This is a genomic window from Thermobifida alba, assembly GCF_023208015.1.
GTDB lineage: Bacteria > Actinomycetota > Actinomycetes > Streptosporangiales > Streptosporangiaceae > Thermobifida > Thermobifida alba.
Genome location: NZ_CP051627.1, coordinates 3,066,337 through 3,080,310 on the forward strand (window position 1 = coordinate 3,066,337; position 13,974 = coordinate 3,080,310).

Sequence of the window (13,974 nt, forward strand, 5' to 3'; positions counted from 1 at the left end):
CAGACCGTGGCGCCTCTCCTCCGACCCCTTTTTTGGTTACTCTGACGCTCATGTGTGGAATCGTTGGCTACGTCGGGCCGAAACCGGCGCTGGAAGTCGTCGTCGAGGGTCTGGCCAGGCTTGAGTACCGGGGATACGACTCCGCCGGAGTCGCAGTTCTCAGTGACGGCAAACTCCAGACGGAGAAGCGGGCCGGCAAGCTGGCGAACCTGCGGGCCGCGCTGGAGGAGAACCCGCGCTCCGCCGACGGGATCGGCATCGGCCACACCCGCTGGGCCACACACGGTGCGCCCACCGACAGCAACGCCCACCCCCACGTCGACAACGCGAACCGCGTGGCGGTCATCCACAACGGCATCATCGAGAACTTCGCGCAGTTGCGGGTGGAGCTGGAGGAGCGCGGCTGCAAGTTCCGGTCCGAGACCGACACCGAGGTCGTCGCCCACCTGCTCAGCGAGGAGCTCGCGGAGCGCGGCGACAACGACCTGGGCGCGGCGATGCGTTCGGTCTGCCGCCGTCTGGAGGGCGCCTTCACCCTGGTCGCGATCTCGGAGGACGCCCCCGACCTGGTGGTGGCCGCGCGCCGCAACTCCCCGCTGGTGGTCGGCCGCGGCGACGGGGAGAACTTCCTCGCCAGCGACGTGGCCGCGTTCATCGCCCACACCCGGGACGCCATCGAACTGGGCCAGGACCAGGTGGTCGAGCTGCGCGCCGACTCGATCACGGTCACCGACTACGACGGCGCCCCCGCCCCGGTACGCGAGTACCACGTGGACTGGGACGCCTCCGCCGCCGAGAAGGGCGGTTACGAGTACTTCATGCTCAAGGAGATCGTCGAGCAGCCGCGCGCGGTCGCCGACACCCTCCTGGGCCGTGTCGCCGTGGACGGCACCCTCACCCTGGACGAGATGCGGCTGGCTCCCCACGAGCTGCGCGAGATCTCCAAGATCGTCATCATCGCCTGCGGCACCTCCTACCACGCGGGTCTGATCGCCAAGTACGCGATCGAGCACTGGTGCCGCATCCCGTGCGAGGTCGAGGTCGCCAGCGAGTTCCGCTACCGCGACCCGATCCTGGACCGCCAGACCCTGGTCATCGCCATCTCCCAGTCCGGGGAGAGCATGGACACCCTGATGGCGCTGCGCTACGCCCGGGAGCAGCAGTCCCGGGTGCTGGCCATCTGCAACGTGAACGGCTCCACGATCCCCCGGGAGTCCGACGGCGTGCTGTACACGCACGCGGGCCCCGAGGTCGGCGTGGCCGCCACCAAGACCTTCCTGACCCAGCTGGTCGCCTGCTACCTGGTCGGCCTCTACCTCGCCCAGGTGCGCGGACTGAAGTTCGGCGACGAGATCAACACGATCATCGGACAGCTGGCCCGCATGCCCGAGCAGGTCGACAAGGTCCTGCAGACCGTGGAACCGGTCCGTGAGCTGGCCCGTTCCCTCGCCGACGCCAAGACCGTGCTGTTCCTGGGCCGGCACGTGGGCTACCCGGTGGCCATGGAGGGCGCCCTCAAGCTCAAGGAGCTGGCCTACATGCACGCCGAGGCGTTCGCGGCGGGCGAGCTGAAGCACGGCCCCATCGCGCTCATCGAGGACGGCCTGCCGGTGGTGGTCGTGGTCCCCTCCCGGGAGGGGCGCAGCGTGCTGCACGACAAGATCGTCTCCAACATCCAGGAGATCCGGGCGCGGGGCGCGCGGACCATCGTGATCGCGGAGGAGGGCGACGACAGTGTGCGCCCCTACTCCGACACGCTGATCGAGATCCCCGCGGTGCCCACCCTGCTCCAGCCGATCGTGGCGACCGTCCCGCTGCAGGTGTTCGCCTGCGAACTGGCCCTGGCCAAGGGAAACGACGTGGACCAGCCACGCAACCTGGCCAAGAGCGTGACGGTGGAGTAGCGTCGCCGGACGTGTTCGGGGGGCCGCTTCCGCGGGAAGCCGGCCCCTCACCTCTGTCCGCGGCCGCTCCGGTGTGCGCCGTTCACCCGTCGGTCGCGGCCGGCGCGGCCCGCCCGTCACGGCGGACCACACCGACCACGACCGCGATGACCGTGAGCAGCAGCGCGAGCCCCATCCAGACCTCGCGCGGCCCCACGAGCAGCTCGCCGGTCTCCGCTCCGGGGGTCCGCCCCCCGTCGTGTCCGGTGATCACGACGCCCAGCAGGACCACGGTGCAGACCGCGACGGCGATCCGCCCGCCCAGTCGGGCCGCGGCGACGAGCGGCCGGGGGCGCGCCTCCGGGTCGCGCAGCCGCAGCCGTTCGCTCGGCCGCGCGGGAGTCAGCAGGCGGATGAGGAACAGCGCCGCGACGGGCAGTTGGAGCAGCCACACGACGGTGCGGAACCACCCGTCGAACCAGACGTTGGTGCCGTAGAGCAGGGTGTGCCACACGCTCAGCGCGTAGACCACGATGATGAACCGGTGCAGCGCCCGCCACAGCCGCGATCCGCTCCGGAACCGGAAGTAGTAGGCGAGTCCGAGCGGAATCGACAGGTACAGCGCGATCAACCCGATCAGGATCGCCACCCGTCCGGTGCCGCTGGAGTACCCGCCCGGCACGAACACGTCGACGAACGCGGAGAGCAGCAGCGCACCCCAGCCCAGTCCGTCCTCGTTCTCGCGGACCAGTTCGGCGAAGAACATGAACGCGTGGGCGAACATCAGCGCGATCGTGGTGAGGCTGGTCGTGCGGTGCCAGCGTTCGACACGGGCGTGGCCGACCGGCATCCAGCGCGGCCGGGCGCTGGAGCGGAGGAGTCCGAGCATGACCGTCACCCAGGCCCACAGCAGCGCCGACCAGCCGAACGCCTGGCACAGCCAGTACATCCAGTACCGGTCCGCGTCGGCGAGGAACGGCATCACCTGGAGAGTCGGCGAGCTTCCCGCGTCGATGCGGGCGTAGAGCACCACGAAGATCACGGCTGTGATGACCAGTGCCGCGGTGGCGTCGGGGACGGCGTCCCGCAGGTCGGCTCTGAGCCCGGCCCAGTCGGTCCTCGGGGTCGGGCCGCGCCGGGGAGCGGAGGGAGGTTCGGGGCGGGAGGGGGGTCCCGCGGGTCCGGTCATGGACGGTCCCTCGCTTCCTGGGTGGTCGTTCACCCGGCCCGGACAGAACTCCGGGATTCTCCGAGCATTTTTCCCGTGTTTTTCACGACGTTTTCGAATACCTTTACCACCGCGTCCGCCCGCCTGTCCAGAGTGGGATTCCCGGGGCTGCCCGACCATCCGCGAATGTGCTGGGGAAACTCCGGTCACGGAGCGGAGGAAAAACGGCTGGGGGTTTTTCTCGGCACCGCGGCCGCTCCGGACGCGGTGCTCCGACCTCCGGGTACAGGCCCAAGAGCGTCCGCACTGCCGGCGGAGCAGTCCGCGCGGCCTCCTGCCGGACCGCGGGGAACACGGCGTCCGTCCTTTTCCGCAATCACACGGCACGGGCCGAAGAATTCCACCTCCGGTCGCCCTCCCCGGAATTCTTCTGCGACGCGGACGCCGCCCGGGTGATTGGTACGACCTTTTCCCTGGAATGTGCACACCGCAGGGCGCGGACGAGGCTTCCGGAAGCGGAGGAGGCGGACGCGTTCCCGGTGTCCGGGACGCCCCCCGGAACATGGAAGAAGCCGCCCGTCCCGGACCGGTGTCCTCGGGGCGGACGGGACCACGGACGGACCCCGCACAGGCCCCGCTCGGACGCACGGTCGAGGCGAGCGGCGTCCCGGTCCCGCCCCTGAGCACCGTCCTGGTGCGGCGGGGAGGGGTATCCCGGCCGGGATACCCCCCCCCGCCGCACCTGCTCGGCCCAGGGCCGCGAGTGTCCGTCCGCCGCACCGTGGAGGCGGCCGGTGCTCCCGCTCCGCGGGGCGTCGACCAGTGCACGCCACCGCTCCGCCCGGTTCGGGAACCGGTCCGTCGAAGGCGGCACCGGTCCGGCCCGCCGTGGCGGCCTCCTCGACGCCGCCTCCGCGCCGCCGTCCCGCTCGCCGCCGGCGACTAGCCCAACTCGGCCCGGACGACCTCGGCCAACCGGTCTGCGACGCTCTGGGCGCGGTCGTGGGACGGGGCCTCCACCATCACCCGCACCATCGGCTCGGTGCCGCTGGGACGCAGCAGCACCCGGCCGCTGTCGCCGAGTTCCGCCTCGGCCTCGGCCACCTCGGTGGCGATCCGCTCCGAGGTGGCGACCCTGGTCTTGTCCACGCCGCGCACGTTCACCAGTACCTGCGGCAGCCGGTTCATGACCTTGGCCAGCTCCGCCAGCGCCACTCCCCTGCGGTTGACCGCGGCGAGCAGGTGCATCCCGGTCAGCAGACCGTCGCCGGTGGTGGCGTGGCTCAGCAGGATGACGTGGCCGGACTGCTCCCCGCCCAGCGAGTACGAGCCGGCCCGCATCGCCTCCAGGACGTAGCGGTCCCCGACCGGGGTCTCGACCAGGGTGATGCCGGCCTCCTTCATGGCGAGTTTGAGCCCCAGGTTGGACATGACGGTGACCACGAGGGTGTCCTCGTTCAGCGCGTCCGCCTCGTGCAGCTCCAACGCCAGGATCGCCATGATCTGGTCGCCGTCGATGACGGAGCCGTCGGCGGCCACCGCCAGGCAGCGGTCGGCGTCCCCGTCGTGCGCGATGCCCGCGTCGGCGCCGTGCTCCAGCACCGCCGCGCGCAACGCGTCCAGGTGGGTCGACCCGCAGCCCTCGTTGATGTTGAACCCGTCGGGGCTGTTGCCGATCGCGACGACCTCGGCTCCCGCACGGCGCAGCGCCTCCGGGGCGATCCCCACCGCGGCGCCGTTGGCGCAGTCCACGACCACCTTCAGACCGTCCAACCGGTGGGGCAGGGAGCCCACCAGGTGGTCGATGTAGCGTTCGGCGCCGTCGGAGGCGTCGGTCACCCGGCCCACGTCCGTGCCGGTCGCTCCGGCGGCCGGACGGCCCAGCCGCCGCTCGATCTCGTCCTCGACCTCGTCGGACAGTTTGTGGCCGCCGCGCGCGAAGAACTTGATGCCGTTGTCCGGGGCCGGGTTGTGGCTGGCCGAGAGCATGACGCCGAAGTCCGCGCCCAGTTCGCCCGTGAGGAACGCCACGGCCGGGGTGGGCAGCACACCGAGCCGGACCACGTCCACTCCCGCACTGGCCAGTCCCGCGACCACGGCCGCCTCCAGGAACTCGCCGGAGGCGCGCGGATCGCGGCCGACCACCGCGAGGGGTCTTCCGTCGGTGGAGCCCCGCTCCGGTAGGACCTCCGCCGCCGCGATCGCGAGCTCCAGTGCCAGTCCAGCGGTGAGGTCGCGTCCCGCGAGCCCGCGGACTCCGTCAGTGCCAAACAGCCGTGTCACGAACCAATCGCTCCGTTTCGTCCCAGTGATGGCGCTGGTAGTCGCCATGAGAACCAGTATGCGGCGGCCGAGCGCGCAGAGCGTCGACAAAAACGACTGTGGCCCGCTCTGGCCACTCGTCCTCCTGACGAGTGCCGGGCGGGCCTGGGACCTGTCCTCCAGGGACACGTCCAGTCGCGGCCGCGTCGTACGACACGGCCACCGAAGCGGGTTACCGCTTGGAGTACTGCGGCGCCTTGCGGGCCTTCTTGAGACCGGCCTTCTTCCGCTCGACCTCACGGGCGTCCCGGGTGAGGTATCCGGCCTTCTTCAGCACCGGGCGGTTGTGCTCGGGGTCCATGGCGGCGAGCGCGCGGGCGAGGCCGTGACGGAGCGCACCGGCCTGGCCGCTGGTGCCACCGCCGTTCAGGCGGGCGAAGACGTCGTAGGCGCCCTCGAATCCCAGCGCAACCAGGGGCTCCTTGACCAGCTGCTGGTGCACCTTGTCCGGGAAGTAGGCTTCGAGCGCCTTGCCGTTGATCTTCCACTCACCGCTGCCGGGGACGACACGGACGCGCGCGACAGCGGTCTTGCGCCGCCCGGTTCCCAGAGCGGGGCCGGAAGCGGTCGGAACGTACGCCTCGCCGACCACCTCGGGGCTCTCGGTGGTGTACTCGGCCGGGAACTCCTCGGAGTTCTCGTCGTATTCCTGAACGTCTTCGATGCCGGTGGGCTCGACCACGGTTCTCCTCGTACTTCCTTAGTCTCGCGAAGGCCTACGCGGGCTGCTCGATCTTGGTGATCTCGAACGGCACCGGCTGCTGGGCCTGGTGCGGGTGCTCCGGCCCGGCGTACACCTTGAGCTTCTTGGCCATCTGGCGGCCGAGAGAGTTCTTCGGCAGCATGCCCTTGATCGCCTTCTCCACAGCGCGGGCCGGCTGCTTGGCCATCAGGTCGCTGTAGGGGACGGAACGCAGGCCACCGGGGTAGCCGGAGTGACGGTAGGCCCGCTTCTGCTCCAGCTTCTTGCCGGTCAGCGCCACCTTGTCGGCGTTCACGACGATCACGTAGTCACCGGTGTCGATGTGAGGCGCGTAGTAAGGCTTGTGCTTACCGCGAAGCAGCACGGCGACGTGGCTGGCCAGCCTCCCGAGCACGACATCGGAGGCGTCGATGACGTGCCACTGACGCTGGACATCGCTGGGCTTGGGGCTGAATGTGCGCACGATCGTATTGCCTTCTCAGTCGGCGGTGTCCGTCTCCGCCTGCGGAGACGGGGAACTCGTATTACTGGCCCGAAAAGCACCCGGTCCCCCGGGAGTCCCTTCGGTAGGTTTGAGTGCGCAGACAGTGATGCGTGATCGGCGCCCAACGAGGTCTGGTGGGTACCCACGGCAACTCAACGCACAACGACAGAGAATCGTAACCCGCGCACAGGCCACCGGTCAAAGCGCCCATGACCACTGTGTTCGTGTCATGGGGCGACCAGCACCCATGCGCGATGCGCGATTACTCCACTCTCATTATGCCTTGACCGCCGAGTGCTTTTGCACTGCCACCGGTCCCGACCCGCCGGGTCGATCACACCACCGCGCGTCTTTCGAGGTCAGTGGCTCTACCACAGGGGAACCGGACGGTGGAACGGTCCACTGCGCAAAGCACTGACTAGGATGGTGCCGGCAGTGTCGCCACCGCCTTACCAAACGAGGATAGCGCGTGGCCGGGGAAGACCCGTCACCGCTCTCCCGTTTCTTCGCCCCCTGGCGGTGTGTCCGCCCGAACGTGCGACGCTCCGACAGGACTGTTTCGCCCCCCTGGTCCGGCTCGCGGCTTCGCGACCGATTCTGAGCAGGCGAGAACACGGAATTCGTGACGAAGCACGCGGCGGGGACGGGTCGTTCGCGGCTCCGCTCCCCGCCCCAGGACAGCATCCGGAGTCTCCCATCGCACCGCATCCGAACGAGCCCACCGACGGCCCCGCCCCCTTCGGGCCACCGGTTCCCCCCGTGCCCCCGAACCAGGGCGCGGACGAGACCGCGCAGGCTCCGCGGTCCGCTCCCCCCACCCCGCCGGGTCCCCCGTCCCAGCCGGGGCCGATGCCGCCCGCCGCGCATCCGCCGCTGTCTGCACCGGGACCCCAGCCCGCCCCGGGCCAGCCGCCCATGCCTCCGCCCGGCCCCGCACCGCACCAGGGCATGCCGCCGGGCCCCGGCCCCCACCAGCAGTCCGCGCCCACCGGGCCGCGACCGCCCGCGCCCGCCCCGCTGCCGCCCGGCGCCGCCCCCTCCGGCCCCCAACAGGGCCCCGGCGCCTGGAACACCCCCAGCGGCGCCCAACCGCCCCTGCACAACCCCACACAGACCGGCCAGGACGCACGTCCGCCACTGCCCCCGCCGCCCGGCGCCGCCCCCTCGGGACCCCAGCCCGCCCCGGGCCAGCCGCCCATGCCTCCGCCCGGCCCCGCACCGCACCAGGGCATGCCGCCGGGCCCCGGCCCCCACCAGCAGTCCGCGCCCACCGGGCCGCGACCGCCCGCGCCCGCCCCGCTGCCGCCCGGCGCCGCCCCCTCCGGCCCCCAACAGGGCCCCGGCGCCTGGAACACCCCCAGCGGCGCCCAACCGCCCCTGCACAACCCCACACAGACCGGCCAGGACGCACGTCCGCCACTGCCCCCGCCGCCCGGCGCCGCCCCCTCGGGACCCCAGCCCGCCCCGGGCCAGCCGCCCACGCCTCCGCCCGGCGCCCCGTTCCCCCCGGCGCCGCACGCCTCGGAGCAGCCGCTCCAGGGACGGGTGGTCCCCCCGGGGAGTGCGGTTCCCGGTGTGGAGGACGCCACCCAGGTGGTGCCGCCCGTCGCCGACGACGCGACCCAGGTCGTGCCTCCGGTGGACGCGGCGGCCACCCAGGCGATGCCCCCGGCTGACGCCGCGTCCCGCCAGGCGGCTCCGGCCGACGACATGTTCGGCGGCCTGCCGATGTTCCGCGACGAGGTGCCCGCCCAGGACTCCTCGGCCAGCACCGCGGAGATGGACCTGTCCGAGTACGAGGACTACGCGGGCGACCGGCGGCGCCGCGGCTCCGCACGGTCCCTCCCCGTCAGCTCCCGGACCCTGCTCGTCGGCGCGGGCTTCGTCGCCCTGCTGCTGGTCGCCGGCGGCGGCGCGTTCCTGCTCGCCTCCGGGGGCGACTCCGCGGAGCCCGCCCCGCCCGGGGGCTACGACGTCTCCCTGGTCGCCGACGAGTCCACCGACCCCGAACCGCTCAAGGCCGGGGAACTCTTCGCCGAGGAGACCGTCGAGGTGAACGGCGAGACCTTCACCCTCCTGCTGACCGACGACACCGACAAGTGCGAGACCACCGCGCACGGCGACTACGCCACGGTGCTCGACGACAACGAGTGCCGCCAGGTGGTGCGGGCCACCTACGCGAACGAGGACGGCACCCGCGCCGTCACCGTCGGCGTGGCGGCGATGGCCGACTCCGACGGTGCGCGGGCCGCGGCCGAGGCGCAGGACCCCGCGGGCACGCTGTGGTTCGCCGGGCTCGCCGGCCAGGAGGGCAGCGGAGCCGAGCGGATGGACATCGCGGGCGGTCACGCCTCCAGTGCCGTCTGGGGCCGCTACGTGGTCTTCTCCCTCGCCGCCAACGCCGACGGCCGCACCCCGCAGGGCGAGGAGTCGGAACTGGCGGAAATCAGCGAGTACTTCGTCGACGTCGCCCTGTCCCCCCTGGGGGAGCGGGCCGCGCACTGAGCCGCGCGGAACGCGAAACCGCGGCGCCCCCGGGAGACCCGGGTGGGGCGCCGCGGTTTCGCGTTCCGCACCGTTCTCACTCCTCCGCGCGTTCCAGGACACGGAACCTGCGGGTCGCCGCGGCGCGTGCGGCCAGCTCCTCCTCCGGGGGGTAGCGCACCTCCTCCAGGGTGAGGCCGTGCGGGGGCACCACGTGCACGGCGGAGTCCCGCACCCCGGCGTGCAGCACCCGGGCGGGCCAGTCCGGGGCGCGGCGGCCGTCCCCGACCGCCAGCAGCGCGCCCACCAGGGCACGCACCATGTTGTGGCAGAACGCGTCGGCCTGCACCGTGCCGGCGCAGAGGTACTCGCCCTCCCGGACCCACTCCACCCGTTGCAGTTCCCGGACCGTGGAGGCCCCCTCCCGCCTGCGGCAGTAGGCGGCGAAGTCGTGCTCGCCCAGGAGCGCGGCCGCCGCCTCGTTCATCCGGGCCACGTCGAGGGGGCGGCGGTGCCACAGGACGTCGCGGCGGCGCAGCGGGTCCACTCCGCCGGGCGCGTCGCTCACCCGGTAGACGTAGCGGCGGAACAGCGGGGAGAAACGCGCGTCGAAGCCCGCGGGGGCCACAGCCACCGCGTTCACCCGGACGTCGGGGGGCAGCACCCCCGCCAGGCGACGCAGCAGCCGCTCCCCCTCGGCCTCCCACACCGCCGTCGGCACGTCCAGGTGGGCCACCTGGCCCCGGGCGTGGACCCCCGCGTCGGTGCGGCCCGCCACCGTCAGCTGCGGAGCGGGCAGCCGCAGCACCCGGGCCAGCGCGGCCTGGAGCTCCCCCTGGACGGTGCGCCTGTCCGGCTGTTCGGCCCAGCCGGAGAAGTCGGTTCCGTCGTAGGAGAGGTCCAACCTCAGCCGGGTCAGGTTCTCTTCCGTCACTTCTGCTGTCTCCAATGACGACGAGTGCCCGGTCCCTGGTCGGGACCGGGCACTCACGACCACACGCGTGGCGGGCTCGGCGCTACTTGTCCTCCGCCGATCCCTCGGCCTGGGAGGTGTCGGCGGCCTCGGCGGTCTGCGCGGAGGTGGCGCCCTCGGCGGGCTGGTCTCCGGCCTCGGCCGCGGGCTGCTCGGCCTTCGCCTCTTCGGCCTGGGCGCTCTTGCTGCTCGCCGCGGCGGGCGCGCTCAGCGCCTCGACCAGCTCGATCACGGCCATCGGCGCGTTGTCGCCCTTGCGCGGACCGATCTTGGTGATCCGGGTGTAACCGCCGTTGCGGTTCTCGTAGCGCGGGCCGATCTCGGTGAACAGCTCGTGCACGATGGACTTGTCCGTGATCTTGGTCAGCACCTGGCGGCGGGCGTGCAGGTCACCGCGCTTGCCGAGGGTGATCAGCTTCTCGGCGTAGGGGCGCAGGCGCTTGGCCTTGGCCTCCGTGGTCTTGATGCGACCGTGCCGGAACAGCGAGGTCGCCAGATTCGCCAGCATGAGCCGCTCGTGCGCCGGGCCGGCGCCCAGCCGAGGCCCCTTGGTTGGCGTGGGCATGTGTCGTTCTCCTCGTGTGCGGCCGACCCGGCCCCGTGGCGACCGGGTCGACCAAGGTCTGTGGGCTTAGTACTGCTCGGTCTCGACGTAGGACTGGTCGTCGTCGGAACCGTAGGAGTCGGCCGCGCTCCCCGGGTCGAATCCGGGCGGGGAGTCCTTCAGGGAGAGCCCCATGTCGGTCAGCTTCTGCTTGACTTCCTCTATTGACTTCGCACCGAAGTTGCGAATGTCCAGGAGGTCCTGCTCGGAGCGGGCGACGAGTTCGCCGACGGTGTGGATGCCTTCGCGCTTGAGGCAGTTGTAGGAGCGGACCGTGAGGTTGAGGTCCTCGATGGGCAGTGCCAGGTCCGCGGCCAGCGCGGCGTCCGTGGGAGAGGGGCCCATGTCGATGCCCTCGGCGTCGACGTTGAGCTCCCGGGCCAGCCCGAACAGCTCCACCAGGGTCTTGCCCGCGCTCGCCACCGCGTCCCGGGGCCGGATGGCCGGCTTGGTCCAGACGTCCAGGATGAGGCGGTCGAAGTCGGTGCGCTGCTCGACTCGGGTCGCCTCGACCTTGTAGGTGACCCGCATGACCGGGGAGTAGATCGAGTCGATCGGGATCCGGCCGATCTCCTGACCGGGCTGCTTGTTCTGGGCGGCGGAGACGTAGCCGCGGCCGCGCTCGACCGTCATCTCCATCTCCAGCTTGCCCTTGCCGTTCAGGGTCGCGATGTGCAGGTCGGGATTGTGCACCTCGACCCCGGCGGGCGGAGCGATGTCAGCGGCGGTGACCACTCCCGGGCCCTGCTTGCGCAGGTACATCAGCACCGGCTCGTCGTGCTCGGAGCTCACCACGAGACCCTTGAGGTTCAGGATCATCTCGGTGACGTCCTCCTTGATGCCGGGCACGGTGGTGAACTCGTGCTCGACGCCCTCGATGCGGATGCTGGTGACAGCGGCACCGGGGATGGACGACAGCAGGGTACGGCGCAGCGAGTTCCCGATGGTGTAGCCGAATCCCGGCTCCAGGGGTTCGATGACGAACTTGGAGCGGAACTCGGAGATCGACTCCTCGGTCAGGGTGGGACGCTGAGCGATCAGCATGGTCCGTTTCTTCCTTTCCCACGGCCGCCCGCTATATGACGGCCACTGGACGGCCCCGCGGCCTGCGGGGCCACAACTGTGCGACTGCCCGGTCCGCCCCTCCGCCCGCTGTCAGGCGGCAGAGGCGGCGCCGGCAGTGTGTGAGACGCGGGTCAGACCCGGCGCCGCTTCGGCGGACGGCAGCCGTTGTGCGGGACCGGCGTGACGTCCTGGATCGAGCCGACCTCAAGCCCGGTCGCCTGCAGCGAGCGGATCGCGGTCTCCCGGCCCGAGCCCGGACCCTTGACGAAGACGTCGACCTTGCGCACCCCGTGCTCCTGGGCGCGGCGCGCGGCGGCCTCCGCCGCCATCTGCGCGGCGAACGGGGTGGACTTGCGCGACCCCTTGAACCCGACCTGGCCGGAGCTGGCCCACGAGATCACCGCGCCGGTCGGGTCGGTGATGCTCACGATCGTGTTGTTGAAGGTGCTCTTGATGTGCGCGTGTCCGTGGACAACGTTCTTCTTCTCTTTGCGGCGCACCTTGCGCGCGGCGCCCTGACGGCTCTTAGGCGGCATTCCCTACTCCCAAGATCATCGATCCGTTGCTGGTACGGGCCCGAACGACGGGGCCCGGACGGACTACTTCTTACCGGCCTTCTTCTTGCCGGCCACGGTCTTCTTCTTGCCCTTGCGGGTCCGCGCGTTGGTCTGCGTGCGCTGGCCACGGACCGGCAGACCGCGGCGGTGCCGGATGCCCTGGTAGCTGCCGATCTCGATCTTGCGACGGATGTCGGCCGCGACCTCGCGGCGCAGGTCGCCCTCGACCTTGTAGTTGGCGTCGATCCACTCGCGCAGCTTGACCAGCTCTTCCTCGGTCAGCTGGTGGACGCGGGTGTCGGGGTTGACCCCGGTGTTGGCCAGGGTCTCGGCCGCGCGGGTACGGCCGATGCCGTAGACGTATGTGAGAGCGACCTCCACCCGCTTCTCGCGGGGGAGGTCGACGCCGGCGATGCGCGCCATCGGGGCGTACTCCTTCTGTTTCGCGGAGGTCTTTCCCGTGCCCGTGCCCTCTCGCCGCCCAACGACGAGGCCCCGGCCTCCGACCGGGGGTGGTCCCGGGGCACGGCGGGCCCCCGGGATGGGAACGGGATTTCTTGACAGTGCTCCGCCGGTACGGCGCGTGGGCCGTGACCGGCGGGGTTCTCGGCGTCGAGAAGCGGGACTAGCCCTGACGCTGCTTGTGCCGCGGGTCCTCGCAGATCACCATGATCTTGCCGTGACGGCGGATCACTCGGCACTTCGCGCAGATCTTCTTGACGCTCGGCTTAACCTTCATGGTCGCTCCGGGTCCTGGGTCCACCTGCGCCGACCGCAAAACGGTGGACGCGGGCGGAGAGGCTACTTGTAGCGGTAAACGATGCGCCCGCGCGTGAGGTCGTACGGGCTCAGCTCCACAACAACTCGGTCGTCGGGAAGAATACGGATGTAGTGCATCCGCATCTTGCCGCTGATGTGAGCCAGCACCTTGTGCCCGTTGTCGAGCTCCACTCGGAACATAGCGTTGGGTAGGGACTCGATAACGGAGCCCTCAATCTCGATGGCGCCGTCTTTCTTAGCCATATCCTCCACGCTTCTGGAAATCGGCCCCGTGGACACGGGGACTACGGGTGCGGATCTCTCCGAGTGTGGTGTGATCCGGCGCCCCGGTCATGAGAATTGATCACTGAAAATCAGGTCAACTGCACTATTCTACGTCACTTGGACCGCAGACGCTAATGGAGGCAGCCTGACCCAACAACCCGAGTGTGGGCACCACCAGTCTACCCGCTCCCGTGGTTGTCTTCGTCCTGCCGTCCCCGGGCCGCGGTGTACTCGACTGTGCCCCTACCCCTGACGCGTCCGTCGAACCCACAGTGCGACGAGGCCCATGACCGCGCCCCACAGGGCGACCGCCGCGGCGTACCACACGGCGTCCGCGCCGAGGGCGACGAGGAAGGTCGTCGCGACGGCCAGGAGGAGCGTGTTCACCCCGCCTCCGAGCAGCCAGGGGCCGAGCACCGCGGGCAGCGCCGACTCGCGGGTGCGCGGCAGGGCGCCGGCCACCAGACCGGGCAGGTCCGCCAGATCACGGCCGGGCAGGTCCTCGGTGAGCACGGCCAGCTCGCCCCGGGTCCGGGCGCGGTAGGCCGCCTCCATCCGCTCGGCGAGTTCGTCGTCGTCCAGCCGCCCCTGCGTGAAGTGCTCCCGCAACCGCTCGGCGACGCGCTCCCGATCCGCGTCGGAAGCCCTGACGTGCGGACTGGACTCCGACACCGCACCTCCTTCTCC

General features: G+C 71.1%; 14 protein-coding genes. 2 read left to right on the plus strand and 12 right to left on the minus strand.

Annotation, left to right across the window (positions count from 1 at the left end; all coding sequences use genetic code 11):
- Positions 1-50 precede the first annotated feature (50 nt).
- On the plus strand, positions 51-1,904 hold the full coding sequence (gene glmS / locus FOF52_RS13495) for a glutamine--fructose-6-phosphate transaminase (isomerizing) (protein ID WP_248590313.1): 1,854 nt from the start codon (positions 51-53) through the stop codon (positions 1,902-1,904).
- 82 nt (positions 1,905-1,986) lie between these two features.
- On the opposite strand, the gene FOF52_RS13500 is transcribed toward glmS, so the two are convergent.
- From FOF52_RS13500 to rplM, 4 genes are all read right to left on the minus strand, one after another.
- Positions 1,987-3,072, minus strand: coding sequence for a ferric reductase-like transmembrane domain-containing protein (locus tag FOF52_RS13500; protein WP_248590314.1), 1,086 nt, complete (start codon positions 3,070-3,072; stop codon positions 1,987-1,989).
- Positions 3,073-3,993: 921 nt separating this feature from the next.
- A complete protein-coding gene (gene glmM / locus FOF52_RS13505) occupies positions 3,994-5,334 on the minus strand; it encodes a phosphoglucosamine mutase (protein WP_248590315.1) in 1,341 nt (446 codons plus the stop codon).
- A 211-nt stretch (positions 5,335-5,545) separates the two neighbouring features.
- On the minus strand, positions 5,546-6,055 hold the full coding sequence (rpsI, locus tag FOF52_RS13510; protein WP_248590316.1) for a 30S ribosomal protein S9: 510 nt from the start codon (positions 6,053-6,055) through the stop codon (positions 5,546-5,548).
- Between the two features lie 34 nt (positions 6,056-6,089).
- Positions 6,090-6,539, minus strand: coding sequence for a 50S ribosomal protein L13 (rplM, locus tag FOF52_RS13515; protein ID WP_248590317.1), 450 nt, complete (start codon positions 6,537-6,539; stop codon positions 6,090-6,092).
- Between the two features lie 936 nt (positions 6,540-7,475).
- Here rplM and FOF52_RS13520 point away from each other — a divergent pair.
- Positions 7,476-9,065, plus strand: a complete 1,590-nt coding sequence (locus FOF52_RS13520; RefSeq protein WP_248593977.1) for a hypothetical protein — start codon at positions 7,476-7,478, stop codon at positions 9,063-9,065.
- Positions 9,066-9,141: 76 nt separating this feature from the next.
- On the opposite strand, the gene truA is transcribed toward FOF52_RS13520, so the two are convergent.
- From truA to FOF52_RS13560, 8 genes are all read right to left on the minus strand, one after another.
- Positions 9,142-9,963: a tRNA pseudouridine(38-40) synthase TruA gene (truA, locus tag FOF52_RS13525; RefSeq protein WP_248593867.1), complete on the minus strand. Its 822-nt coding sequence runs from the start codon at positions 9,961-9,963 to the stop codon at positions 9,142-9,144.
- 97 nt (positions 9,964-10,060) lie between these two features.
- Complete coding sequence (gene rplQ, locus FOF52_RS13530; protein WP_248590318.1) at positions 10,061-10,582, minus strand: 50S ribosomal protein L17; 522 nt, start codon at positions 10,580-10,582, stop codon at positions 10,061-10,063.
- A gap of 66 nt (positions 10,583-10,648) precedes the next feature.
- Complete coding sequence (locus tag FOF52_RS13535) at positions 10,649-11,665, minus strand: DNA-directed RNA polymerase subunit alpha (RefSeq protein ID WP_248590319.1); 1,017 nt, start codon at positions 11,663-11,665, stop codon at positions 10,649-10,651.
- Between the two features lie 152 nt (positions 11,666-11,817).
- Positions 11,818-12,222, minus strand: coding sequence for a 30S ribosomal protein S11 (rpsK, locus tag FOF52_RS13540; RefSeq protein WP_248590320.1), 405 nt, complete (start codon positions 12,220-12,222; stop codon positions 11,818-11,820).
- Between the two features lie 63 nt (positions 12,223-12,285).
- On the minus strand, positions 12,286-12,666 hold the full coding sequence (rpsM, locus tag FOF52_RS13545) for a 30S ribosomal protein S13 (RefSeq protein WP_248590321.1): 381 nt from the start codon (positions 12,664-12,666) through the stop codon (positions 12,286-12,288).
- Between the two features lie 202 nt (positions 12,667-12,868).
- Positions 12,869-12,982, minus strand: a complete 114-nt coding sequence (rpmJ, locus tag FOF52_RS13550; protein ID WP_068756766.1) for a 50S ribosomal protein L36 — start codon at positions 12,980-12,982, stop codon at positions 12,869-12,871.
- A gap of 62 nt (positions 12,983-13,044) precedes the next feature.
- Positions 13,045-13,266 carry a translation initiation factor IF-1 gene (infA, locus tag FOF52_RS13555; protein ID WP_017593374.1) on the minus strand — a complete coding sequence of 74 codons (222 nt, stop codon included), beginning with the start codon at positions 13,264-13,266 and terminating at the stop codon, positions 13,045-13,047.
- A gap of 264 nt (positions 13,267-13,530) precedes the next feature.
- Entirely contained in the window at positions 13,531-13,959 is a 429-nt protein-coding gene (locus FOF52_RS13560) for a DUF1707 SHOCT-like domain-containing protein (protein WP_248590322.1), read from the minus strand.
- Between the last annotated feature and the right edge of the window lie 15 nt (positions 13,960-13,974).

What these genes read in the sequence shown, in the direction of transcription:
- glmS (WP_248590313.1), top strand. Translation starts at nt 51, where the DNA reads ATGTGTGGAATCGTTGGCTACGTCGGGCCGAAACCGGCGCTGGAAGTC.
- FOF52_RS13500 (WP_248590314.1), bottom strand. Translation starts at nt 3,072, where the DNA reads ATGACCGGACCCGCGGGACCCCCCTCCCGCCCCGAACCTCCCTCCGCT.
- FOF52_RS13520 (WP_248593977.1), top strand. Translation starts at nt 7,476, where the DNA reads ATGCCTCCGCCCGGCCCCGCACCGCACCAGGGCATGCCGCCGGGCCCC.
- rplQ (WP_248590318.1), bottom strand. Translation starts at nt 10,582, where the DNA reads ATGCCCACGCCAACCAAGGGGCCTCGGCTGGGCGCCGGCCCGGCGCAC.
- FOF52_RS13535 (WP_248590319.1), bottom strand. Translation starts at nt 11,665, where the DNA reads ATGCTGATCGCTCAGCGTCCCACCCTGACCGAGGAGTCGATCTCCGAG.
- rpsK (WP_248590320.1), bottom strand. Translation starts at nt 12,222, where the DNA reads ATGCCGCCTAAGAGCCGTCAGGGCGCCGCGCGCAAGGTGCGCCGCAAA.
- rpsM (WP_248590321.1), bottom strand. Translation starts at nt 12,666, where the DNA reads ATGGCGCGCATCGCCGGCGTCGACCTCCCCCGCGAGAAGCGGGTGGAG.
- rpmJ (WP_068756766.1), bottom strand. Translation starts at nt 12,982, where the DNA reads ATGAAGGTTAAGCCGAGCGTCAAGAAGATCTGCGCGAAGTGCCGAGTG.
- infA (WP_017593374.1), bottom strand. Translation starts at nt 13,266, where the DNA reads ATGGCTAAGAAAGACGGCGCCATCGAGATTGAGGGCTCCGTTATCGAG.